At 40.6% G+C, this 17,850-nt stretch carries 20 protein-coding genes; 8 read left to right on the forward strand and 12 right to left on the reverse strand.

Going from position 1 to position 17,850, the window contains the following annotated elements; translation table 11 throughout:
• Nucleotide 1 precedes the first annotated feature (1 nt).
• Complete coding sequence (locus tag IE339_RS11910; RefSeq protein WP_242167734.1) at nt 2-859, forward strand: TIGR03943 family putative permease subunit; 858 nt, start codon at nt 2-4, stop codon at nt 857-859.
• 45 nt (nt 860-904) lie between these two features.
• Here IE339_RS11910 and IE339_RS11915 read toward each other — a convergent pair whose 3' ends face one another.
• From IE339_RS11915 to IE339_RS11930, 4 genes are all read right to left on the reverse strand, one after another.
• Nucleotides 905-2,278: a coiled-coil domain-containing protein gene (locus IE339_RS11915; RefSeq protein WP_242167736.1), complete on the reverse strand. Its 1,374-nt coding sequence runs from the start codon at nt 2,276-2,278 to the stop codon at nt 905-907.
• Between the two features lie 414 nt (nt 2,279-2,692).
• Nucleotides 2,693-3,397 (reverse strand): Type 1 glutamine amidotransferase-like domain-containing protein, encoded by a 705-nt coding sequence (locus IE339_RS11920; protein ID WP_242167738.1) that lies wholly within the window; start codon nt 3,395-3,397, stop codon nt 2,693-2,695.
• 186 nt (nt 3,398-3,583) lie between these two features.
• A complete protein-coding gene (gene spoIIP / locus IE339_RS11925) occupies nt 3,584-4,744 on the reverse strand; it encodes a stage II sporulation protein P (RefSeq protein ID WP_242167740.1) in 1,161 nt (386 codons plus the stop codon).
• A 190-nt stretch (nt 4,745-4,934) separates the two neighbouring features.
• Complete coding sequence (locus IE339_RS11930) at nt 4,935-6,002, reverse strand: branched-chain amino acid aminotransferase (protein ID WP_242167742.1); 1,068 nt, start codon at nt 6,000-6,002, stop codon at nt 4,935-4,937.
• 308 nt (nt 6,003-6,310) lie between these two features.
• Between IE339_RS11930 and IE339_RS11935 the strand changes: the two genes are divergently transcribed.
• A complete protein-coding gene (locus IE339_RS11935; RefSeq protein ID WP_242167744.1) occupies nt 6,311-6,760 on the forward strand; it encodes a hypothetical protein in 450 nt (149 codons plus the stop codon).
• A 35-nt stretch (nt 6,761-6,795) separates the two neighbouring features.
• Here IE339_RS11935 and IE339_RS11940 read toward each other — a convergent pair whose 3' ends face one another.
• Nucleotides 6,796-7,584: an MBL fold metallo-hydrolase gene (locus tag IE339_RS11940; protein WP_242167746.1), complete on the reverse strand. Its 789-nt coding sequence runs from the start codon at nt 7,582-7,584 to the stop codon at nt 6,796-6,798.
• 49 nt (nt 7,585-7,633) lie between these two features.
• Entirely contained in the window at nt 7,634-8,788 is a 1,155-nt protein-coding gene (locus IE339_RS11945) for an FtsW/RodA/SpoVE family cell cycle protein (protein ID WP_242167748.1), read from the reverse strand.
• 220 nt (nt 8,789-9,008) lie between these two features.
• Here IE339_RS11945 and IE339_RS11950 point away from each other — a divergent pair, with 220 nt between their 5' ends.
• Nucleotides 9,009-9,566 (forward strand): DUF420 domain-containing protein, encoded by a 558-nt coding sequence (locus IE339_RS11950; RefSeq protein ID WP_242167750.1) that lies wholly within the window; start codon nt 9,009-9,011, stop codon nt 9,564-9,566.
• Nucleotides 9,567-9,618: 52 nt separating this feature from the next.
• On the opposite strand, the gene IE339_RS11955 is transcribed toward IE339_RS11950, so the two are convergent.
• Nucleotides 9,619-9,963 carry a DUF2500 domain-containing protein gene (locus IE339_RS11955; RefSeq protein WP_242167752.1) on the reverse strand — a complete coding sequence of 115 codons (345 nt, stop codon included), beginning with the start codon at nt 9,961-9,963 and terminating at the stop codon, nt 9,619-9,621.
• Between the two features lie 170 nt (nt 9,964-10,133).
• Between IE339_RS11955 and IE339_RS11960 the strand changes: the two genes are divergently transcribed.
• Nucleotides 10,134-10,991 carry an STAS domain-containing protein gene (locus IE339_RS11960; RefSeq protein WP_242167755.1) on the forward strand — a complete coding sequence of 286 codons (858 nt, stop codon included), beginning with the start codon at nt 10,134-10,136 and terminating at the stop codon, nt 10,989-10,991.
• Nucleotides 10,992-11,023: 32 nt separating this feature from the next.
• On the opposite strand, the gene lepB (IE339_RS11965) is transcribed toward IE339_RS11960, so the two are convergent.
• Nucleotides 11,024-11,569, reverse strand: coding sequence for a signal peptidase I (gene lepB / locus IE339_RS11965; RefSeq protein ID WP_242167757.1), 546 nt, complete (start codon nt 11,567-11,569; stop codon nt 11,024-11,026).
• 231 nt (nt 11,570-11,800) lie between these two features.
• Nucleotides 11,801-12,346, reverse strand: coding sequence for a signal peptidase I (gene lepB / locus IE339_RS11970; RefSeq protein ID WP_242167760.1), 546 nt, complete (start codon nt 12,344-12,346; stop codon nt 11,801-11,803).
• A 436-nt stretch (nt 12,347-12,782) separates the two neighbouring features.
• On the opposite strand from lepB (IE339_RS11970), the gene IE339_RS11975 reads away from it, so the two are divergent.
• A complete protein-coding gene (locus IE339_RS11975; RefSeq protein ID WP_242167762.1) occupies nt 12,783-14,060 on the forward strand; it encodes an Nramp family divalent metal transporter in 1,278 nt (425 codons plus the stop codon).
• A gap of 34 nt (nt 14,061-14,094) precedes the next feature.
• Here the strand turns inward: IE339_RS11975 and IE339_RS11980 are convergent, their stop codons facing one another.
• Complete coding sequence (locus IE339_RS11980) at nt 14,095-14,469, reverse strand: YidH family protein (protein WP_242167764.1); 375 nt, start codon at nt 14,467-14,469, stop codon at nt 14,095-14,097.
• Nucleotides 14,470-14,637: 168 nt separating this feature from the next.
• On the opposite strand from IE339_RS11980, the gene IE339_RS11985 reads away from it, so the two are divergent.
• Together IE339_RS11985 and IE339_RS11990 are read left to right on the forward strand one after the other, a co-directional pair.
• Nucleotides 14,638-15,432, forward strand: a complete 795-nt coding sequence (locus IE339_RS11985) for a lipid II flippase Amj family protein (protein WP_431522769.1) — start codon at nt 14,638-14,640, stop codon at nt 15,430-15,432.
• A gap of 120 nt (nt 15,433-15,552) precedes the next feature.
• Complete coding sequence (locus tag IE339_RS11990) at nt 15,553-15,744, forward strand: hypothetical protein (RefSeq protein WP_242167766.1); 192 nt, start codon at nt 15,553-15,555, stop codon at nt 15,742-15,744.
• A 4-nt stretch (nt 15,745-15,748) separates the two neighbouring features.
• On the opposite strand, the gene lepB (IE339_RS11995) is transcribed toward IE339_RS11990, so the two are convergent.
• Nucleotides 15,749-16,297, reverse strand: a complete 549-nt coding sequence (gene lepB / locus IE339_RS11995; RefSeq protein WP_242167768.1) for a signal peptidase I — start codon at nt 16,295-16,297, stop codon at nt 15,749-15,751.
• 237 nt (nt 16,298-16,534) lie between these two features.
• Between lepB (IE339_RS11995) and IE339_RS12000 the strand changes: the two genes are divergently transcribed.
• The gene (locus IE339_RS12000) at nt 16,535-17,182 is read left to right on the forward strand and encodes a 2OG-Fe(II) oxygenase (RefSeq protein WP_242167770.1); all 648 of its coding nucleotides are present in this window, start codon (nt 16,535-16,537) and stop codon (nt 17,180-17,182) included.
• A gap of 43 nt (nt 17,183-17,225) precedes the next feature.
• Here the strand turns inward: IE339_RS12000 and IE339_RS12005 are convergent, their stop codons facing one another.
• Nucleotides 17,226-17,810 carry an NAD(P)H-dependent oxidoreductase gene (locus tag IE339_RS12005; RefSeq protein ID WP_242167773.1) on the reverse strand — a complete coding sequence of 195 codons (585 nt, stop codon included), beginning with the start codon at nt 17,808-17,810 and terminating at the stop codon, nt 17,226-17,228.
• Between the last annotated feature and the right edge of the window lie 40 nt (nt 17,811-17,850).

Raw genomic sequence — 17,850 nt, forward strand, 5'->3', positions numbered from 1 at the left:
CGTGCTCCGAATTATTATTTTAATGGCGTTTACGTTTATTTTTATGCATCTTCACGCTACAGGAGATATTACAAAATATATTAATATGCGGTATTCCTATATTTCATTTAGTGCCATTTTTATCTTTCTTGCCCTGACGCTAGCACAGCTCTATTTTTATATGAGAGGCGAGGATCAGCACGGCCATGACCATGATCACGGACCAAACTGTAGCTGCGGACATGATCATGCGCATGACGAAGACAAATGGTACAAAAAGCTCGTTATTTATCCAATTCTAATTGTTCCATTTGCCTCAGTGATGTTTTTTCCGGTCGCAACGCTTGATTCATCTACCGTTGAAGCAAAGGGATTTCACTTTCCAATTTTGCACGACGGTGGCTCCTCTAGCTTGCATCAATTTTTAGAGCCTGACACAAGCACCTATTATGGTGCCGATTATCATCAAAAAATGATGGATCAAACGCAAAAGTATTACAAAGATAAAAATACCATTAAATTAGAAGGCCCTATGTTTTTAAAAGGCATGGAAGCCCTTTATCATTATCCAGGTGAGTTTACTGGTAAAAACATTGAACTAACCGGTTTCAGTTACAACAATAAAGATCTCAAAGATAATCAACTATTTGTTTTCCGCTTTGGCATTATTCACTGTATTGCAGATGCCGGCGTCTATGGCATGCTGCTTCAGTTTCCAAAGGATATGAAAATGGAAAACGACCAGTGGCTAACCGTCAAAGGAAAAATGAGCACAATGTATTATCAGCCGCTGAAAAAGACCATTCCGGTTTTAAACGTGACAGGCTATGAAAAAATTTCAAAACCGAAAGATCCATATGCATATTGGAAGTTTAATTAATGGATACAAAAAAGCGCGTGAGTTCATCTCACACGCTTTTTTTCATTAGTTAATAATTCGAACCACGCGTCCGTTGAAGTGACTAGACCAATAGTTACTATTCATATCCGCAATCGAAACCCCTGCGCTTTGTGCACCGATAAACTTGTGATTTCCAACGTAAATTCCTACATGACCATCTTTTTTATACGTATCAAAGAAGACAAGATCTCCAGGCTTCATGTCACTAACAGACACTTGACGTCCCTCGTGCTTTAACGTTTCTGTACTTACCCATCCAAGTGGTCCAAGCTTAATTCCTACTTGTGAGTATGCCCAGTGAACAAAACTTGAGCAGTCGAACAAACCGTTTGCAATATCACTTTGATTACGACCGCCACCGAATACGTAAGCAGAGTTACCGATCCAGCGATTTCCTACTGTGACAACGTCAGCTGCTGATCCTGTTGGAGTTGACGTATCATCAGGTAGGGAAACGTTTGATGACGTTGACGGATCTTGCGACTGACTTGTCGTGTCTTGTGAACGCTTCGCTTTGGCAGACGCTTCCTTTTCAGCAGCTGCTTTCTCTGCTGCTGCCTTCTCTGCCGCTTTACGTGCTTCCTCACGCTTACGCTTCGCTTCTTTTCGTGCTTCCTCTTGACGCTTTACTTCTGCTTCAATATTTTGCTGAATTTGCGTTTCTTGTGTTGCAAGCGTTCCGTCTTTTTGTTGAAGCTCAGCTTTTAAGCGATTGTTTTCTGCTTCTGTCAGATTCGCTTGTTTCATTAACGCATCTTGATGTGCTTTTTGCTCTGTAAGTCCACTCATCATTTCCGTTAATTCTGCTTTAATATCTGTCAGTTCATCCAAACGTTTTTTTACCGTCTTCTGTTTTTTCTCTAGGATGTTTTGATCTTTTTTCGTTTGCTTTAGAATTTGTTCATCGGCTTCTGCGATGGTGTTCACCGCATCTGCTCGGTCAATAAAATCACTAAAGCTAGACGCACCAAGGAGTACCTGCAAGTAGCTAAGGCTTCCACCGTTCTCTTGGAAAGAGCGCGCACGTTCTTCTAAAATTCCTTTGCGGTTTTCCATCTTCTCTTCAAGGTCAGAAACTTCCGCTTCAAGATTAGAAATGGCCGTTTGTTTATCCTTAATCTGCTCTTCCGTTTCCTTAACTTTTGCTGTATTTTGTGCAATCGCTAAATATAAACGTTTAATTTGCTCGAGGATTTTTTCTTTTTCGCCTTTTACCGCTGTAATCTTTTCTTTCGTTGCTTGAATGCTTTGTTTCACATTTTCTCGCTCTTTTTGAATGGAGCTTTTTTTCGTTTGCATATCCTGGATCGTTTCAGCATGCCCGACTAGCGGCGCTGCGAGGACGCTACTAAAACTTAGCACTACTGTTGTGTGTAAGACAGCTAGTTTCTTTTTCACTTTTTAAATCCTCCGTTTTCTGTTTTGCATCGTTCAAATCGGTCGTTCTCAATCTATCGACTTATTTTTATGTCAAATTTAATCATGAATCGTGGTTCTCTTATGTATATCGACAACATTCTGATAGTCCGTAAGACTTATAGAACAAAACCATTATAACCTTTTCTTTCCTGCACGTCTTGTTAATTATGGAAATGTAATGATTCTGTAATGTTTAACGGCAACATACGTTCATTGTTCGTCAATCCTTTTCCTTTTGCGGGATTTCCTCACAAAGCTTGCCGCCTAACAAGATAGTTTCTATCGCAGTAAAACTGACATCATCGTTTGTTCTAGTATATGTTTGAGCTTGAGAGAATGTTTGCGAGAATAGAAAAAAGCCTGCGGGATCAGTGATCCAAGCAGGCTTTTCGTTTATCTATTCCCTAAAAATAAGGGGGTTATGACGCGTTCTTCCGTCTTACCTTCTGAATTTGTAGCATAGAAGGCTTTCTTTCCGTCTACAGAGGCGACTACTTGATGGAGCTGTTCATCTATGAAGTGAAGAGCTACACTGTCATCCACTCCGTACCCTCCCTTTATGCGCTGTTCCTGAAGGAGCCTGTGATACGCTGGTCGCCTTTTTGCATCACCCTCATAATGCGGACAAAAGCTCCCTTGTAAAATTCCAAGCGCAGATATCTCTCTGTACGTTGGGCCTCCCGAGTCCGTAACCCCTTCTTGAAACCAGCAAATTCCTCCTGCACTAATACCGGCTAGTACAGTTCCTTGTTCATATGCTTTCAATAGAAGGTGATCTAAACCCCACTCTTTCCAAAGCGTTAACAGATTGCGAGAACTTCCTCCGCCTACGTAAATAATATCCTGCTGTAAAATAAATGGTTCCAGACTCTCGCCCCAGTTTGGCGAAAATAAGGAAAGGTGTGTAGGAGTTGCAGAAAGCTTTTTGTAAGCTTCATAAAATCGTTCAATGTACGATTCAGAATCTCCGCTAGCCGTAGGGATAAAGCAAACATTCGGCTTTTCTTTGTCTACCTGATTTACTATATACTGATCGAGAAGGAGATTTTCCGGCTCCATGGAAAATCCGCCGCCTCCAAGTGCAATGATCTGTTTCATATGAGCGCCCCCTTTTCCAAATTATAACACAAGGGTCATTTTAGCTGCTCTTTAATAAAGTAATAGCATGAGATGATGAAGCCGGTCAGAAATAAGGAGGCGGTGAAGATGCTAAGCGCTGAACATAAATACGACAAGGTCGTCAATACAAAGGTAGTAAACAAAGATTTTAGCGCCAAGCTTCTGTTACCCATTTACTTTTTCAGCCTTGAAAAAGTAGTCGCTAAATATGTCTGCGAATGCATCAATCGTATTTTGAAGCTCAGCAGCCGTATTGTCTACTCCTCCTAGCTCCACGACGATTGAATTTGGTGAAAGGTCCTGATTGTAAATGCCGTTTACTTTCTTTCCTTTTTTACCAAGGACCCCTTTACTTACACCTGGATATTTTTCCTCCAATCGCTTGTGCAGGTCATTAGCAAACTGCTTGTTCTTCTCAAAGTTTGGGTTTTCTTCTCCTACGACAAACACAATTTGTGCATAGGATTTGCCGTTAAAAGTTGTTGTTGTACTCTTTTTCCGCAGCGCATCACGGTGAAAGTCTAAGAAAAAGTCTAAGCTTTTGTTTTTCGCCATCGCTTCTTGGACCATTTCCCTTGATATCGCATATGCTTTAGACGTTCCCCACTTTTTCTCATTTAATTTTGTTCCGACGTTTGTTTGATCATTAATCGTTCCAATGCCATTCGCGTTAAGTTTTTTCGCAAGTAGATTTCCGAGCGACGAAATGTTTGTTTTCGCATCAACCGCTTTGTTCTCGTTCGGATCACCTGTTAGACCGAGAAGAGGTAAGTAGGACTCCCAGCTGTGTGTGTGATAAATATACACCTTACGTCCGCTTATAGCTGGACCTGGAGACGGTTTTTCACTTTCTTTGTTCCATTCCGCTACTTCTTTGCTTACTTCTGCTCGTTCTTTTAAGACGACATCAAGAGGTGGAGCAGATTCAATGGGAAACTCCGTATAATGAAGCCCTTCCCCTGCTAAAATTTCTGAGTCGTAAAAGCTGAATCCAGGAAGCTCATTTCCGAGCAGCGTTCGCACATCCGTAATGTGAATATTGGTGGCAAGCTGCAAAGCGGTTGATGATAGAGAGGGCATTTTAACTGGTTTATCTAATCCTTGTAAAAAATACGGATTTTCACTTCCGAGTACGTACATCATAGCCTCTGTTTTATATTTGGACAAAAACTTATACATTGTCGAGGACGCCACATCTGTTTTAAGTAAAGGAGAGGCAAGCAACGATATTAAGAGAAAACTAGCAATGGTAAAAACAATTAATAAATTAACAAGCTTCATATTTGATTTCAAACCGTTTACTTTGCCTACGTTTGGATGCTTCAACAAGCCTCACCTCTTTTTTAGTTCTTGTCTCTATGTGTATGTTCTAGCATTTTAAAATATCCCTATTTATTCTAGTAAAATTTGCTAGAGTCTGAATAAAACGAGCAAACGAGGTGTCATAAAGCGCCCTTATTTAACGATTTCCACACAAAAAAACTAGGCACGGGGCCTAGTTTTTCGTCATGTTCAATTACACTTCTACCGTCCATTGATATGGATCTGGAATTCTTCCCAGCTGAATATCCGTCATTTCCTGATAGATTTTCATGGATAGTTCGCCTGTTTCAAAGTTATTAATGATCATGCGCTCATCGTTCCAGCCTAGTTCGCCGACTGGTGAGATAACCGCTGCGGTTCCTGTACCAAACACTTCTTCGATTTCCCCGCGCTGATACGCTTCGTACACTTCTTGAATCGTAATACGACGTTCATGAACCGGGACATTCCAGCTTCTTAGCATCTCAATTACGCTATCACGCGTAATGCCGCCAAGAATACTTCCGTTTAGTTCAGGGGTTACCACTTCGCCTTTAATTTTAAAGAAGATATTCATGCTTCCTACTTCTTCTACATATTTCTTCTCTACTCCATCAAGCCATAGTACTTGATCGTAACCAAGCTTCTCTGCTTTTAACTGCGCTTGAAGACTTGCTGCATAGTTACCACTCGTCTTCACAGCTCCGACGCCGCCTCTTACGGCTCTTACGTAGTCTTCCTCTACGAAAATCCGTACCGGCTGCAGCTGGTTAGCATAATACGCACCTACTGGAGATAAAATAATCATAAATTTGTACTGTAAAGCAGGCTTAACGCCTAAACAGGATTCTGTTGCAATGACAAACGGTCGAATATATAAGGATGTTCCTTCTTTTGTTGGAATCCAATCACGTTCTAGGTCAATTAATTGTTGGACGGCTTCAAGTACAAGCTCTTCGTCCAGAGGTGGCATGCTCATTCGTTCACTTGAAACATTCAAGCGATGAATATTTTTAGACGGTCGAAACAGCAACACACGATTGTCTGACGTTCGATAAGCTTTTAACCCTTCAAAAATGGCCTGACCGTAATGAAAAACAGCTGCCGCTGGGTCTAATACAAGAGGCTCATATGGTGTAATGCGCGGGTCGTGCCATCCTTTCTCTTTGTCATATTCCATTACAAACATGTGGTCTGTAAAATGCTTTCCAAAACCGAGTGACGAAAGATCTGGCTTATCCTTTTTAGTGGTTACTCTCTTCAATTCGATGAGCTGATTCAACTTAATGCATCCCTTTCTGTATAACTAATTATTCTGATTATTCTTTACATTATAGCGACTTAAAAATACGCCGTCTACCCCTATTTGAGAATTTTTTTAGAAAGAAACTAAAGAAAGCGTTACCAATTATTTGATAAGGCTTTCATCAATATAATCAGTCTTTTTCTTCCTTCTTTTCGGCCCTTTCTTTTGTAGCTCGAACCACTTCCTCCTTTCGTTCGATCATCTGTTGTTTCCTGACCTTTTATGTATAAAGACATGCAGACAAGCATATATTGGGGTAATTACTTGTGAAGGAGTGGTGATGAGTGGACGTACATCATCTATCACAAAAACGACTCCGCCTCCTAATGATCGTCGGTTTCATTTTATTTGGGATTTGCGTGGCTCGGATTGGCTATATGAAGCTCATTTATGATAAGCGATTGCCCGTAATGGCTCAGCTAGACGGAGCAATTGAAGTAATGAATACAGGAATGATTGACCGTGTTCAAACACACTTCAACATTAATCTAAAAGGATACGATGCATTTGGTATTGATGAACTGATTCCGCTCGCAAAGGAAAATCCGAGCGCGCTTTCCCTCATTGAACAAATGGATAAAATTTATCAAGAGGGCTGTATCGGCAAGCCTGCTGCATATGTGCTCGACCATGATGGCTATATCTTTTACCGTGACGCGCACGGGAAAAACATTTTGCTCACGCTAAAAGAACAGAAAAAAGAATGGCACGTTATAAGCAAAAAAACAGCGTAAAAAAAAGCAGGCCATCGCCTGCTTTTCGTATGTATTCAGCTTCCGTATTCGGATTTGGTGATCTCAATATTTTTTTCATGACATTCCTTTGTAAAAGACGAAGGATAAGGCATTTCCTCTCCTAACACATCAAGTGCTTCACCTTCTTCAGTCTGCACCGCCTCAATGAGACGCTGAATGTATGACTGTGCCATATGATGTCGTCGTTTTATTTCTTCTCGCTCATTCGTTGCTTTTCCGTGTCCCGGAACAAGTATGAGGTCTTGGTGATTTTCAATAATCATGGCCGCCTTTTCTAACGTTTGTACATAATGCTTACAGCTATGATCAATAAAAGGAAGTTCAAAATCTGATAAATAATCTCCTGCGATCCACGTGTTGTTAACAATCGCAAAAAGTCCATCGCTCGTGTGACCGGGTGCTAAATAAAAGGTTAGAATGGTCTCCCCTACTTGAAGTTGCTGACCGTCACGTTCAATGACAACGTCCGGCACAGGAAACGTTATGTCGTAGTCACGATCCACATAATATTCATCGTCAAATTGGTGGATATACGCTAGTTTTTGCTGTTTGTTTCGGTGATCCCTTAGTCCCGCGCTCCCAATCACCTTTGCGTCAGGAAACGCTCCGTATCCAATAATATGATCAAAATCTCCGTGCGTGAAAAGCAAGTAAAGCTCTTTGTCTCCGCGAATACGTTCGACATGATCCTTTATTTCTGCAATCTCAAAAGGGAGCCAGGTCGGATCGACGACGACGACTAGATCTTCAGTTTCAATGACGCTAGATGTTGTTTTAAATAAGACACTTTCAAATACACTCAAACCTTTTCCCCTAAATTGAAGCACTGTTTTTCCCCCATTTTCGTCTGATTTAATCAAACATGTATTGGTTGGACTCATAGCTGATTTTCAAGATGATTCCAATTGCGAGCATACTGCTCATAAGCGAGCTCCCCCCGTAACTAATAAACGGAAGCGGAATTCCTGTAATCGGCAAGACCCCTATGTCCATCCCAATATTTTCGAATACGTGGAACGTAATCATTGCAATAATACCTGCGCAGATATAGCTTTGAAACGGTTCCTTCGTGTTCGATGCGACTATAACAATATTGTATACTAATAACATAAAAAGGGAAATGACAATGCTTCCTCCAACGAATCCAAAGCTTTCTCCGATGGCACTGAAAATGAAATCCGAATGCTTTTCCGGCACGTACAGCACGTGGTCTCTGAAAAATCCGTTTCCATTCATTCTTCCAGAACCGATCGCGGTAACAGCTTGCATATAATTGTAGGACAAGCTTGCTTTGTAACTCTCAGGATCGAGCCACGCATAAATGCGGTTAAATTGATACTGTGAAACATGCAAATAGGTCGAGAGAATTTTCGGGTGATAGAGAACCATATATAAAATAGAAGCGCCTATCGTTCCAATGATTCCATACAACCCCGTAATGAGCTTCCACGTCACCCCTGACATAAACAGCATCACGGTAAAAATAAACATAATAACAAGCGCTGTTCCTAAATCAGGCTGCAGCATGACTAATAGAATAGGAAGTAACGTTGTAAACGCCATTTTCCATAATAGCTTCAGATCTGTATGAAAATTTCGCAATTTGAACGTTTCATTGTGCTTCGTAATGACTTTACTCAGCGCTAAAATGAGTCCCATCTTCATAAATTCCGATGGCTGTATAGAACCAACTCCAGGTAGCACAAACCAGCTTTTCGCGTCGTTCTTTTTAGGCGCAATTGCTTCTGGAGAAACCACTAATAAAACCAAAATGGCAATATTGAACCAATAAAAATACCAGGTGAGCTTGTCCATTTGCTCCGTATCTGGAATCATCGCTAAAGCGATAATAACTGCCCCCACCCCGTACCACATGACTTGCCTCACCGCAAAATTTGTTGGATACTGATGCGTTTGCTGGGCACTATATATGGCAATAACACTTGCACACAACATTAAAAACAGCACAAAAATAATATTGTAATTTAACCGTTCCTTTTTCTTCACTCTTTCTACACCAACTTTTTTCTTTTCTCGTACTAATAGACCACGCAAACGAAAAAAAGTTTCATGATTCGTGCCGTTTTTATTTATTTTCTTGTCTTACGGCCGATTTGATCGTTTAATATGTTAAAAAAACATTTGTTCAAGGGATTGTCACTTCCAAGCTTGTCCAATGGAGGGTATAATATAAAGCAGGAACCATAAGATCAAGGAGCTTGATATAATGAACAAAGACAAAAATCAATATGTACCAACGAGTACAAAGAACTTCGCCGGTATTATCATCACGGTATCTATTATTGCCAATATCATTATTTTGTTATTATTCTTCTCGCCTCTTGGGTACCAAAAAGACGTTCATTTTGATTTGACGATCTTCCCAAGACTGAATGCTATTTTTAACAGCTTTACGTTTATTTTCTTACTCGCTGCTTTTTATGCGATTATGAAAAAGAATGTTCGTGTACATAAGGGCTTCATTCTTGCAGCCTTTACGACAACCTTTTTATTTTTAATTTCATACTTATCGTTCCACTTTTTATCGCCTGATACGGCAAAATACGGTGGCGAGGGTATTCTTCGTCCGATTTACTTCTTTATTCTGATCACGCACAGCTTTTTAGCAGCCGTTATCGTTCCACTTGCTCTATTCGCCCTCGTATGGGGATGGACGATGCAAGTTGAAAAACACAAAAAAATCGTGCGCTGGACGATGCCGATTTGGCTCTATGTAAGCTTAACAGGTGTTGTCGTATACCTATTTATGGCACCTTATTATTAATAACAACAAAAGGTCACGGATGTCCGTGGCCTTTTGTTTCTCTCTTTTCTTATTAGCGATTGAATTCCAAAAACCTCGTCCCCTGAAAGGACAGCATTCCTTCATCACCTTCTACTAATTGACCGTAATAACCCCCGTCAACCTGAAGCTCCATACGATCCCCGCTCTCTACTTCAAACGTTGTGAAATAGCTCGTAGAATCTGATTCCCCGCCCCTCATCTTCATTCTCTTCGTCACGACTCTTGCAGGAACTTTCAAGCGAGGCTGCTTGTTATTACGCTTCCACTGAAAGATGCTGCTCAAAACTCCGAAGAAAAACAAACCGAGTATACCAAAAAATATAATCGGAAATAAGACGCTCATTATATCAAATAAATAATCGTTTTCCGGACCCATAAAAAACCCCTCCCCCATCCGTATGGTATAATATGTATATTTTACCACGTAGATGATCCTTTGTTGATGAAAAAATCACAAGTTTTCCCCTATCATTTTATCGTTTTCTATGCACTGAATATGCATCTATGGTACGATAATAGAGCTTAAACAGAAAGGACGGATGAAATATGGCAGCTCCTACTGAAGATCATTCCTTTGACGTACAATGTCAACTTGTTCATAAGCGAATTCTTCACCAGAAAGAACGCATTCTTGAATCTTTATCTACATCTGAAAAGAACGGTTCTCAATATGAACAAGAGATGACTTCTCTTCTTACATGGCGGAAAGAATTAATTGAAGTTTATGCAAATATTTTTACGATGAGCAATCAAAAAGGAACCGACTATATTAATAAGTGGGGGCGCGAGATGTCTCAACTTTTAGTACAGACGCGCATTCCTTTAGATGTTGCGGTAGAAGAAATTAGAAAATACCGAAGCATCATTGGCGATTTAATAAAAGATCAGGGAAATCAGCAGGATTATTCGTTGAATACGTTCTTTTCTCTTATCTCATTTTTTTACGACATGGTCGATCAAACTATCTACGCAATCAGCCTGCACTATTTGCAACAACATCAGCACCAGCTTAATACGGCTGAAACGGCGGTTGATGAATTATCCATTCCAGTTGTGGTCATTCAAGATGGTCTTGGTGTTCTTCCCCTTGTTGGAGATATTGATACGAGACGTGCTGGTTTATTAATGGAACTTGCCCTTCAAAAAAGTTCGGATGATAAGCTAAAATGGCTCATTATTGACTTATCAGGCGTTCCAATTATCGATACGATGGTTGCGGATCAGTTATTTAAAGTGGTAAGTGCGCTTAAACTACTAGGAATTGAAACGATGCTAAGCGGCATTCGTCCTGAGATCGCGCAGACGATGACCCATTTAGGCATTGAATTTGCCTCCGTTTCAACATTTTCAACTCTTCAACGAGCTCTTCAGCATATCGGCTTTAATCTAATAGAAGGCCAATAAAAAAAAACGGTAGAGAGTTTCTACCGTTTTTTTTATTCTGGATTTCCAATTTCATTAAGTGGCCAAATGCGGGCTTTTACTTCTCCTACAACTGAATCCTTTTTTATAAAGCCGAAATAGCGTCCATCTTTACTAACAGGTCGATTATCGCCTAGTACGAAAAGCGAATCAGCAGGAACCTTCTTTTTACCCGTAATTTCAGTAAGCGTGAAATCTGGTGTAAAAACCTCTCCTTCTTGAAGCTTTGCTTTGCTTTCTTTAAGGTAAGGCTCTGGCACTTCTTTTCCATTTATATAGAGCGTGTCGTTTTTCATTTCCACTGTATCACCAGGTAATCCAATAATGCGTTTTACGTAATCTTCATCGGCATCAGGAGCATGAAAAATAATTTCATCATAGCGCTCGAGCTTGCTCACTTTGCTCACAATCAATCGGTTGCCGTCCTGCAAGTTTGGCATCATTGATTCTCCCTTTACAAGCGATGGCGTAAATAAAAATTCGCGAATTAAAAAAGCAATTACTACTGCGATGACAATGGCTTTAACCCATGATAAAAATTCTTTTGTTCCGCTTGACATTCTTTCACTTCCTCGTCGTTTCATCCAAATTCCATATTCAAGTATTAATCATGCCATAAAAAAGACCGAAACGCCAACTTTTAGCGAAGGAACAAGGAAAATATCCTACTTAACTCCTTATTTTGCCTCCTTCTCAGATAGACTGCTCGTTTTCCAAAGGAGGCATGCGCCTCTTGCTTCTTTTTCACTGCCTATAACGAAAAACAGTAGAGACATTCGCCTCTACTAGTATCATTTTGGAAACCCAATTTTATTAAGCGGCCAAATACGGAGCTTAACTTCTCCGACCACCGAGTCTTTTTTTATAAATCCAAAGATGCGCCCATCTTTACTAGCGGGACGATTATCTCCTAATACAAAAAGCGTATCCTTTGGTACTTTCTCCACCCCAAAAAGACTGTTTAAGGTAAAATCCTCCGTTAGAAGCGTTCCCTCTGGCTGCTCCGATTTCTTTTGTTTTAAGTAGGGCTCTGGCACCGCTTTTCCGTTTATGTACAACTGATCATTTTTCATCTCAACCGTATCGCCCGGTAAACCGATTACACGCTTTACGTACTCTTCGTCCGCATCCGGTGCATGGAAGATAATTTCATCATAGCGTTCAATTTTACTAATTTTGCTGACGATTAGACGGTTCCCATCCTGCAAGTTAGGCATCATGGATTCTCCTTTTACAAGAGACGGGGTAAATAAAAATTGGCGGATTAAAAAGGCGATGACTACCGCAATGACAATCGCTTTAACCCAGGAGAGTAATTCTTTCGTTCCACTTGACATGTTTTCACTTCCTCATTCTTTCTTCCGATAAAACCATAAAATAAACTTCAGATATGTATAGGACAAATTCCCCTTCCATTATAGCAGTTATCTTTCTTTTTTGTATAATGTTACCTTATCAATTCTTTATTTTTTAATTTTTTTAAAAATTCCAAGTAAATCTATAGGAAAAATGTTTTTAATGGTGTATAATCATTTTGTAAGCTGCTTTACTCAGTATAGTCTCATTGTTAGACCCCTTCTTTTTACATCGTCCCTAAGAATTCTTAGGGGCATTTTTTTATTTGGGGAATAGTAAGAGGCAAAAGCACTACACTTAAACTCAATGAATTGCGTTTTCTTTGCAGAATGATATATAATTTGCATTAATTCAACTTTTTATCCTAAAAGAAACTATTTTCGTCTTGGGCTAAAAATTAGAAAGGAGGCACAACACATGAAAGACGAGCAAAAAACGCTGTCAGCTTTTGAACAAAGCGCTCAAGATGTCCTAAGCGGAAAAACGAAAGGCTGGAAGCGAATTCTTCCTTTTTTAGGCCCAGCTTTTATCGCCTCTGTGGCGTACATTGATCCTGGTAACTTTGCAACAAATATTGCAGCCGGTTCTCAATATGGCTATATGCTACTATGGGTCGTTCTTGTTTCAAACTTAATGGCCGTTTTAATTCAATCGCTTTCTGCTAAGTTAGGCATTGCAACAGGACATAATCTACCTGAATTAGCACGCGAGTACTTTCCAAAACCGGTTTCTGTTGGTTTATGGATTCAAGGAGAGCTCGTCATTATGGCGACCGACCTAGCCGAATTTATTGGGGCGGCTTTAGGAATTTATTTATTGTTCGGACTCCCGCTCTTTCCTTCTGCTCTTCTTGCAGCTGTTGGGTCATTTGCGATTTTAGAACTGCAGCGTCGCGGTGCTCGCTTTTTAGAAGCAGGGATTGCCGCGATGGTGTTTGTCGTGGTTCTGGCCTTTGGGTTACAAACATTTTTAGCCCATCCAGACGGTCAGAGTATTGTGAGAGGGCTTTTCGTTCCACAGTTTCAAGGTGTGGATAGCGTATTGTTAGCATCGGGTATTTTAGGGGCAACCGTTATGCCACATGCGATATATTTGCACTCTTCTTTAACCCAAAAGCGCGTGCGTGGTACAAATGATAGGGAAAAGCGGCTAATTTTTAGATTTGAATTCATCGACATTATCATTGCGATGATTATCGCTGGAGCAATCAACGCAAGCATGCTGATTGTCGCTGCTGCTCTTTTCTTTAAAAACGGATTAAATATTGAGGACTTAGACGTGGCCTTTACTCAATTTGATCATTTAATTGGGCCATTTGCTGCCATTGCATTTGGAGTCGGTCTTTTATCCTCTGGGCTCTCGAGCTCTTCTGTTGGGACGATGTCTGGGGATGTGATTATGCAAGGATTTATCCGCAGACGCATTCCGATTTATTTACGACGATTTATTACCATTATCCCGCCTCTTGTCATTATCGGTCTTGGGGTGAACGCAACAACGGCTCTCGTCGTCAGTCAGGTTATCCTATCGTTTGGCATTGCCTTTGCTCTTATTCCGCTCATTCTGTTTACAAGTAAGAAAAAAGTGATGGGATCTCTCGTCAATCATCCCATGACCACGATCATAGCTTGGATCATTGCGGTGTTAGTCGTTTGCCTAAACATTTTTCTGATTTACCAAACATTATTTCTATAACAAAAGCCCGCTGCATTTGACAGCGGGTTTTCGTTTACATATGAGTCATCACTTTTAGAAGGTATACGAAAAAAGCAACGAAAATTACGAGCAGGCTCACCGATAAAAAGATGACGTTTCCGTACGATGCTTTAAACGTTTGCGTATTAATCTGACCACGTTTACGCATATAGCTGACGGTTGATACGATGATCGTGAGCACACCTAAAGCAACAGATAAAAAGCCGATCGTCGTGACCACGGTATCCGCCCACGTAGACATTTCAGACAACTTATTAAAATGTAGATTCGTTACTAAAAAACCTACGCCTACAATGGCGATCGCTGTACGAATCCAGGCAAGATACGTACGCTCACTTGCGAGGTGTTGCTGTATGTACGTTGAATCAACGGTTTGTTCCTTCTCCATTTCGTTTCTCTTCCTCCTTGTTATATGTTACTAGTGTGTATATGAGCAGAAATCTTTTTTTATAACGCACCTGTATGTCCCATCATCTTTTGCATTTATTGATTTTCTATACATGTACCCACACTTGCGCTATAATAGGTAAGATTTTGAAACAAAGTAGGGATTTTGATGACACTTGTACTGATTTTATTGTTGACGACCGTTATTCACGCGGCAGAAACGTCTAGCTACAGTATTCGGCTAGGCGGCATTCGCTTACGAAAAATTGCGGTTGCGTTATCACTTACGGGGATTGTGCTTTTGATTTCGAGGACATCTAACTTATTTCAAGCCCCTATGCTCGGCGGCATCGTCGATCAAGCTAAACAGCACGGCTCTACGACCGACGTGCTTCACGTCTTTCGCCTTGTGCTTCTTGCGGGTTCATTTGGAACACTTCTATCCATTGTGCTCTATCCAACATTCACACGTTTGGCAACGAAAGTAATCACCCGTTTTGAAGTAGAAGGCTCTATTGTTGCCCTTATGAAAGTATCCAATATTCAAAAGCTCACACGAACGCGTACGTACGTAAGAGCACCAAAGATTAGTATGATTAAACGTTTACGTGTTGGAGGCGTACCAAAGCGTCTCATGCTAACGAACATGGTCATTACCTCGATCTACACGACAGGGGTTTTAGCTGCCCTCTATGCTTCTGTGCTAGACCCTACACATGCGACTACTTCTAGTATGGCGAGTGGCGTCGTTAACGGAGCGGCAACTATTTTGTTAACGCTATTTTTAGATCCGCATATTGCGCTTATGACCGAACGAGCGCTTAACGAAACTCAAGGGGCAGATTCAATGTCAAAAGCTTACGGCTGGCTAATGATTTCACGTTTCTTCGGAACGCTCTTGGCACAGGTAATTCTCATACCAGCTGCCCACTGGATTTCATGGGTGAGCGGATTTCTATCCTAACAAAAAGCGGTGTAGAACACTTTTCTACACCGCTTTTGTGCGAGATAATCTGGTATAAGGGAGGCTTCTTCATCATATGTACAAAGAAGCACACCTGCTTTCCTAAAAGGAGATGGTACGATGTCCACTTCACCAACGTTTGTCTTCCTAGTCGTGGACCGACGCATGATGACACGTTTTTTCTGCACAGAAATTTTGGCCGGTTCCCTCATTTATTACGCCCTTAAGAAAAGTGGTCTAGCAGAATGGGGGGCGGTCGGTGGAAGCATGCTTGGCACGTTTTGTTTGAAACGATACGTGTATAAGCCCTAACGCGTTATTTCGTGCTTCCAATTTTATTTAACGGCCAAATTCTCACTTCTACCTGCCCGATCACAGAGGATGTTTTTATAAAACCAAACTCACGGCTATCATGGCTACGCGGGCGATTATCTCCCATCACAAACAAATGACCTTTTGGTACTCGCAACTCACCTGTTAGCATTTCTAGTGTAAAATCGTCATTGAGATAATCCCCTACTGCTAGCTTTTTCTTGCTATTGTCAAGATAAGGCTCAGGGGTAAGCACTCCGTTAATATATAATTGATCCTCTTTTAAAACAATTGTATCGCCCGGCAAGCCTATCACGCGTTTCACATAATTTTTAGGTGCATCTGGAGCACGAAACACAATTTCGTCAAACCGCTTAATTTCACCAAGCTTACTCACAATCAGGCGGTTACCATCCTGTAAAGTCGGCATCATTGATACACCCTGAACGACAGTTGGGACAAATACGAAGCGCTCGAGCAATAGGACAATCGCAACGGCCCATAAAATGGTTTTCACCCACATCCAGATTTCTTGCTGCGTCGATTTTTTCATCTGTTCCCCTCCCTTATTTCTTCCATCTTCATCTTTTGGGTCCTCTATTGTCAAAACCTAACACATTTTCCTAACTGATTTTATGAAATGAATGTATATATTCGAAAAAACATGATTACTTTCCTGCATTTTTCTTATAAAATAGATGTAAGATTCCTTGTTTGCTATAAAAAGGTGTCACAACTACAAACGCCCTAAAGAGGAGCTTTTTTGTAGGATTAATAGGAGATGGAAAAAATGACAGAACATACAATGACGAAGGAACAAACCATTTTTGATCATAAAGGACGTAGCATTCAAACAGAAGACCGAGAAATTCAAATTATTGCGAGATTAGAAGAGCCGCTTGTAGTCGTGTTAGGAAATGTGCTAAGCGATGAGGAATGCGACGAATTAATTGCCGTTTCAACCGATAATATGAAGCGCTCGAAAATTGGATCTACTCGTTCTGTGAACGATATTCGAACAAGCAGTGGAACGTTTTTAGATGAAAACGAAAGCGATATCATTACCATCATTGAAAAACGAATTTCGTCTATTATGAACATCCCTATTGAACATGGTGATGGCCTACAAATACTAAAGTATATGCCAGGTCAAGAATACAAAGAGCATTATGATTTTTTTGCTTCCACAAGTAAAGCAAGCTCAAACAACCGCATTAGTACGCTTGTGATGTACTTAAACGACGTAGAAGAAGGAGGAGAAACGTATTTTCCAAAGCTTAACTTTTCCGTCACTCCCCAAAAAGGCATGGCCGTTTATTTTGAATACTTTTACCATGATGCCCATTTGAACGAGCAAACGCTTCATGCGGGACTGCCAGTCATTAAAGGAGAAAAGTGGATTGCGACACAGTGGATGAGAAAGCAGCGCTTTCGTTAATAGATATAAAAAAGAGGCGAAAAATTTCCGCCTCTTTTTTTAATTAAAATAACGCTTTTACCGTTTGTTTAACCTCTACTAGCATTTCTTTTCTCGCCGCATCGTCCACTTGTGGTACCCCACCGAACAATAAATGACCAACTGGCTCAATGCCCACAAACTCAAAAATCCCTGTATCAGACGTTTGTTTTAACGACTGTGTCATCCCAATTTCATCATACACTTCTTTTGGCGTTCCATGTGTATTAATCATAAAGCCTTTTTTACCGCTAAGTAGGCGTTGCATCGTTCCGTCTTCACCATATGCATACGCATATCCATATGCGAATACGCGATCTACGTAGCCCTTTAACACAGCAGGAAGACCTGTCCACCAAATAGGGTAAATGAACGTTACAACATCAGCATTTGTTATATATTCTTGCTCGGCTTTTATGTCTGCTGGCGTTTCCCCTTTTTGAAACGTTTCAAAGTCTTGTCCACTTAAAATCGGATTAAAATGAAGCTTATACAAATCACGCACAACTACATGGTGACCCTGTTCTTCTAATGAAGCTACTGTTGTTTTTAAAATAGCGTGATTAAAGCTTTCTGGATTTGGATGAGCATACACGATTAAATGATTCATTTTTCATTCTCCTCTTTTAGTTTGATATCTAACTATCAGC

It is taken from the genome of Priestia koreensis, from assembly GCF_022646885.1.
Classification (GTDB): domain Bacteria; phylum Bacillota; class Bacilli; order Bacillales; family Bacillaceae_H; genus Bacillus_AG; species Bacillus_AG koreensis_A.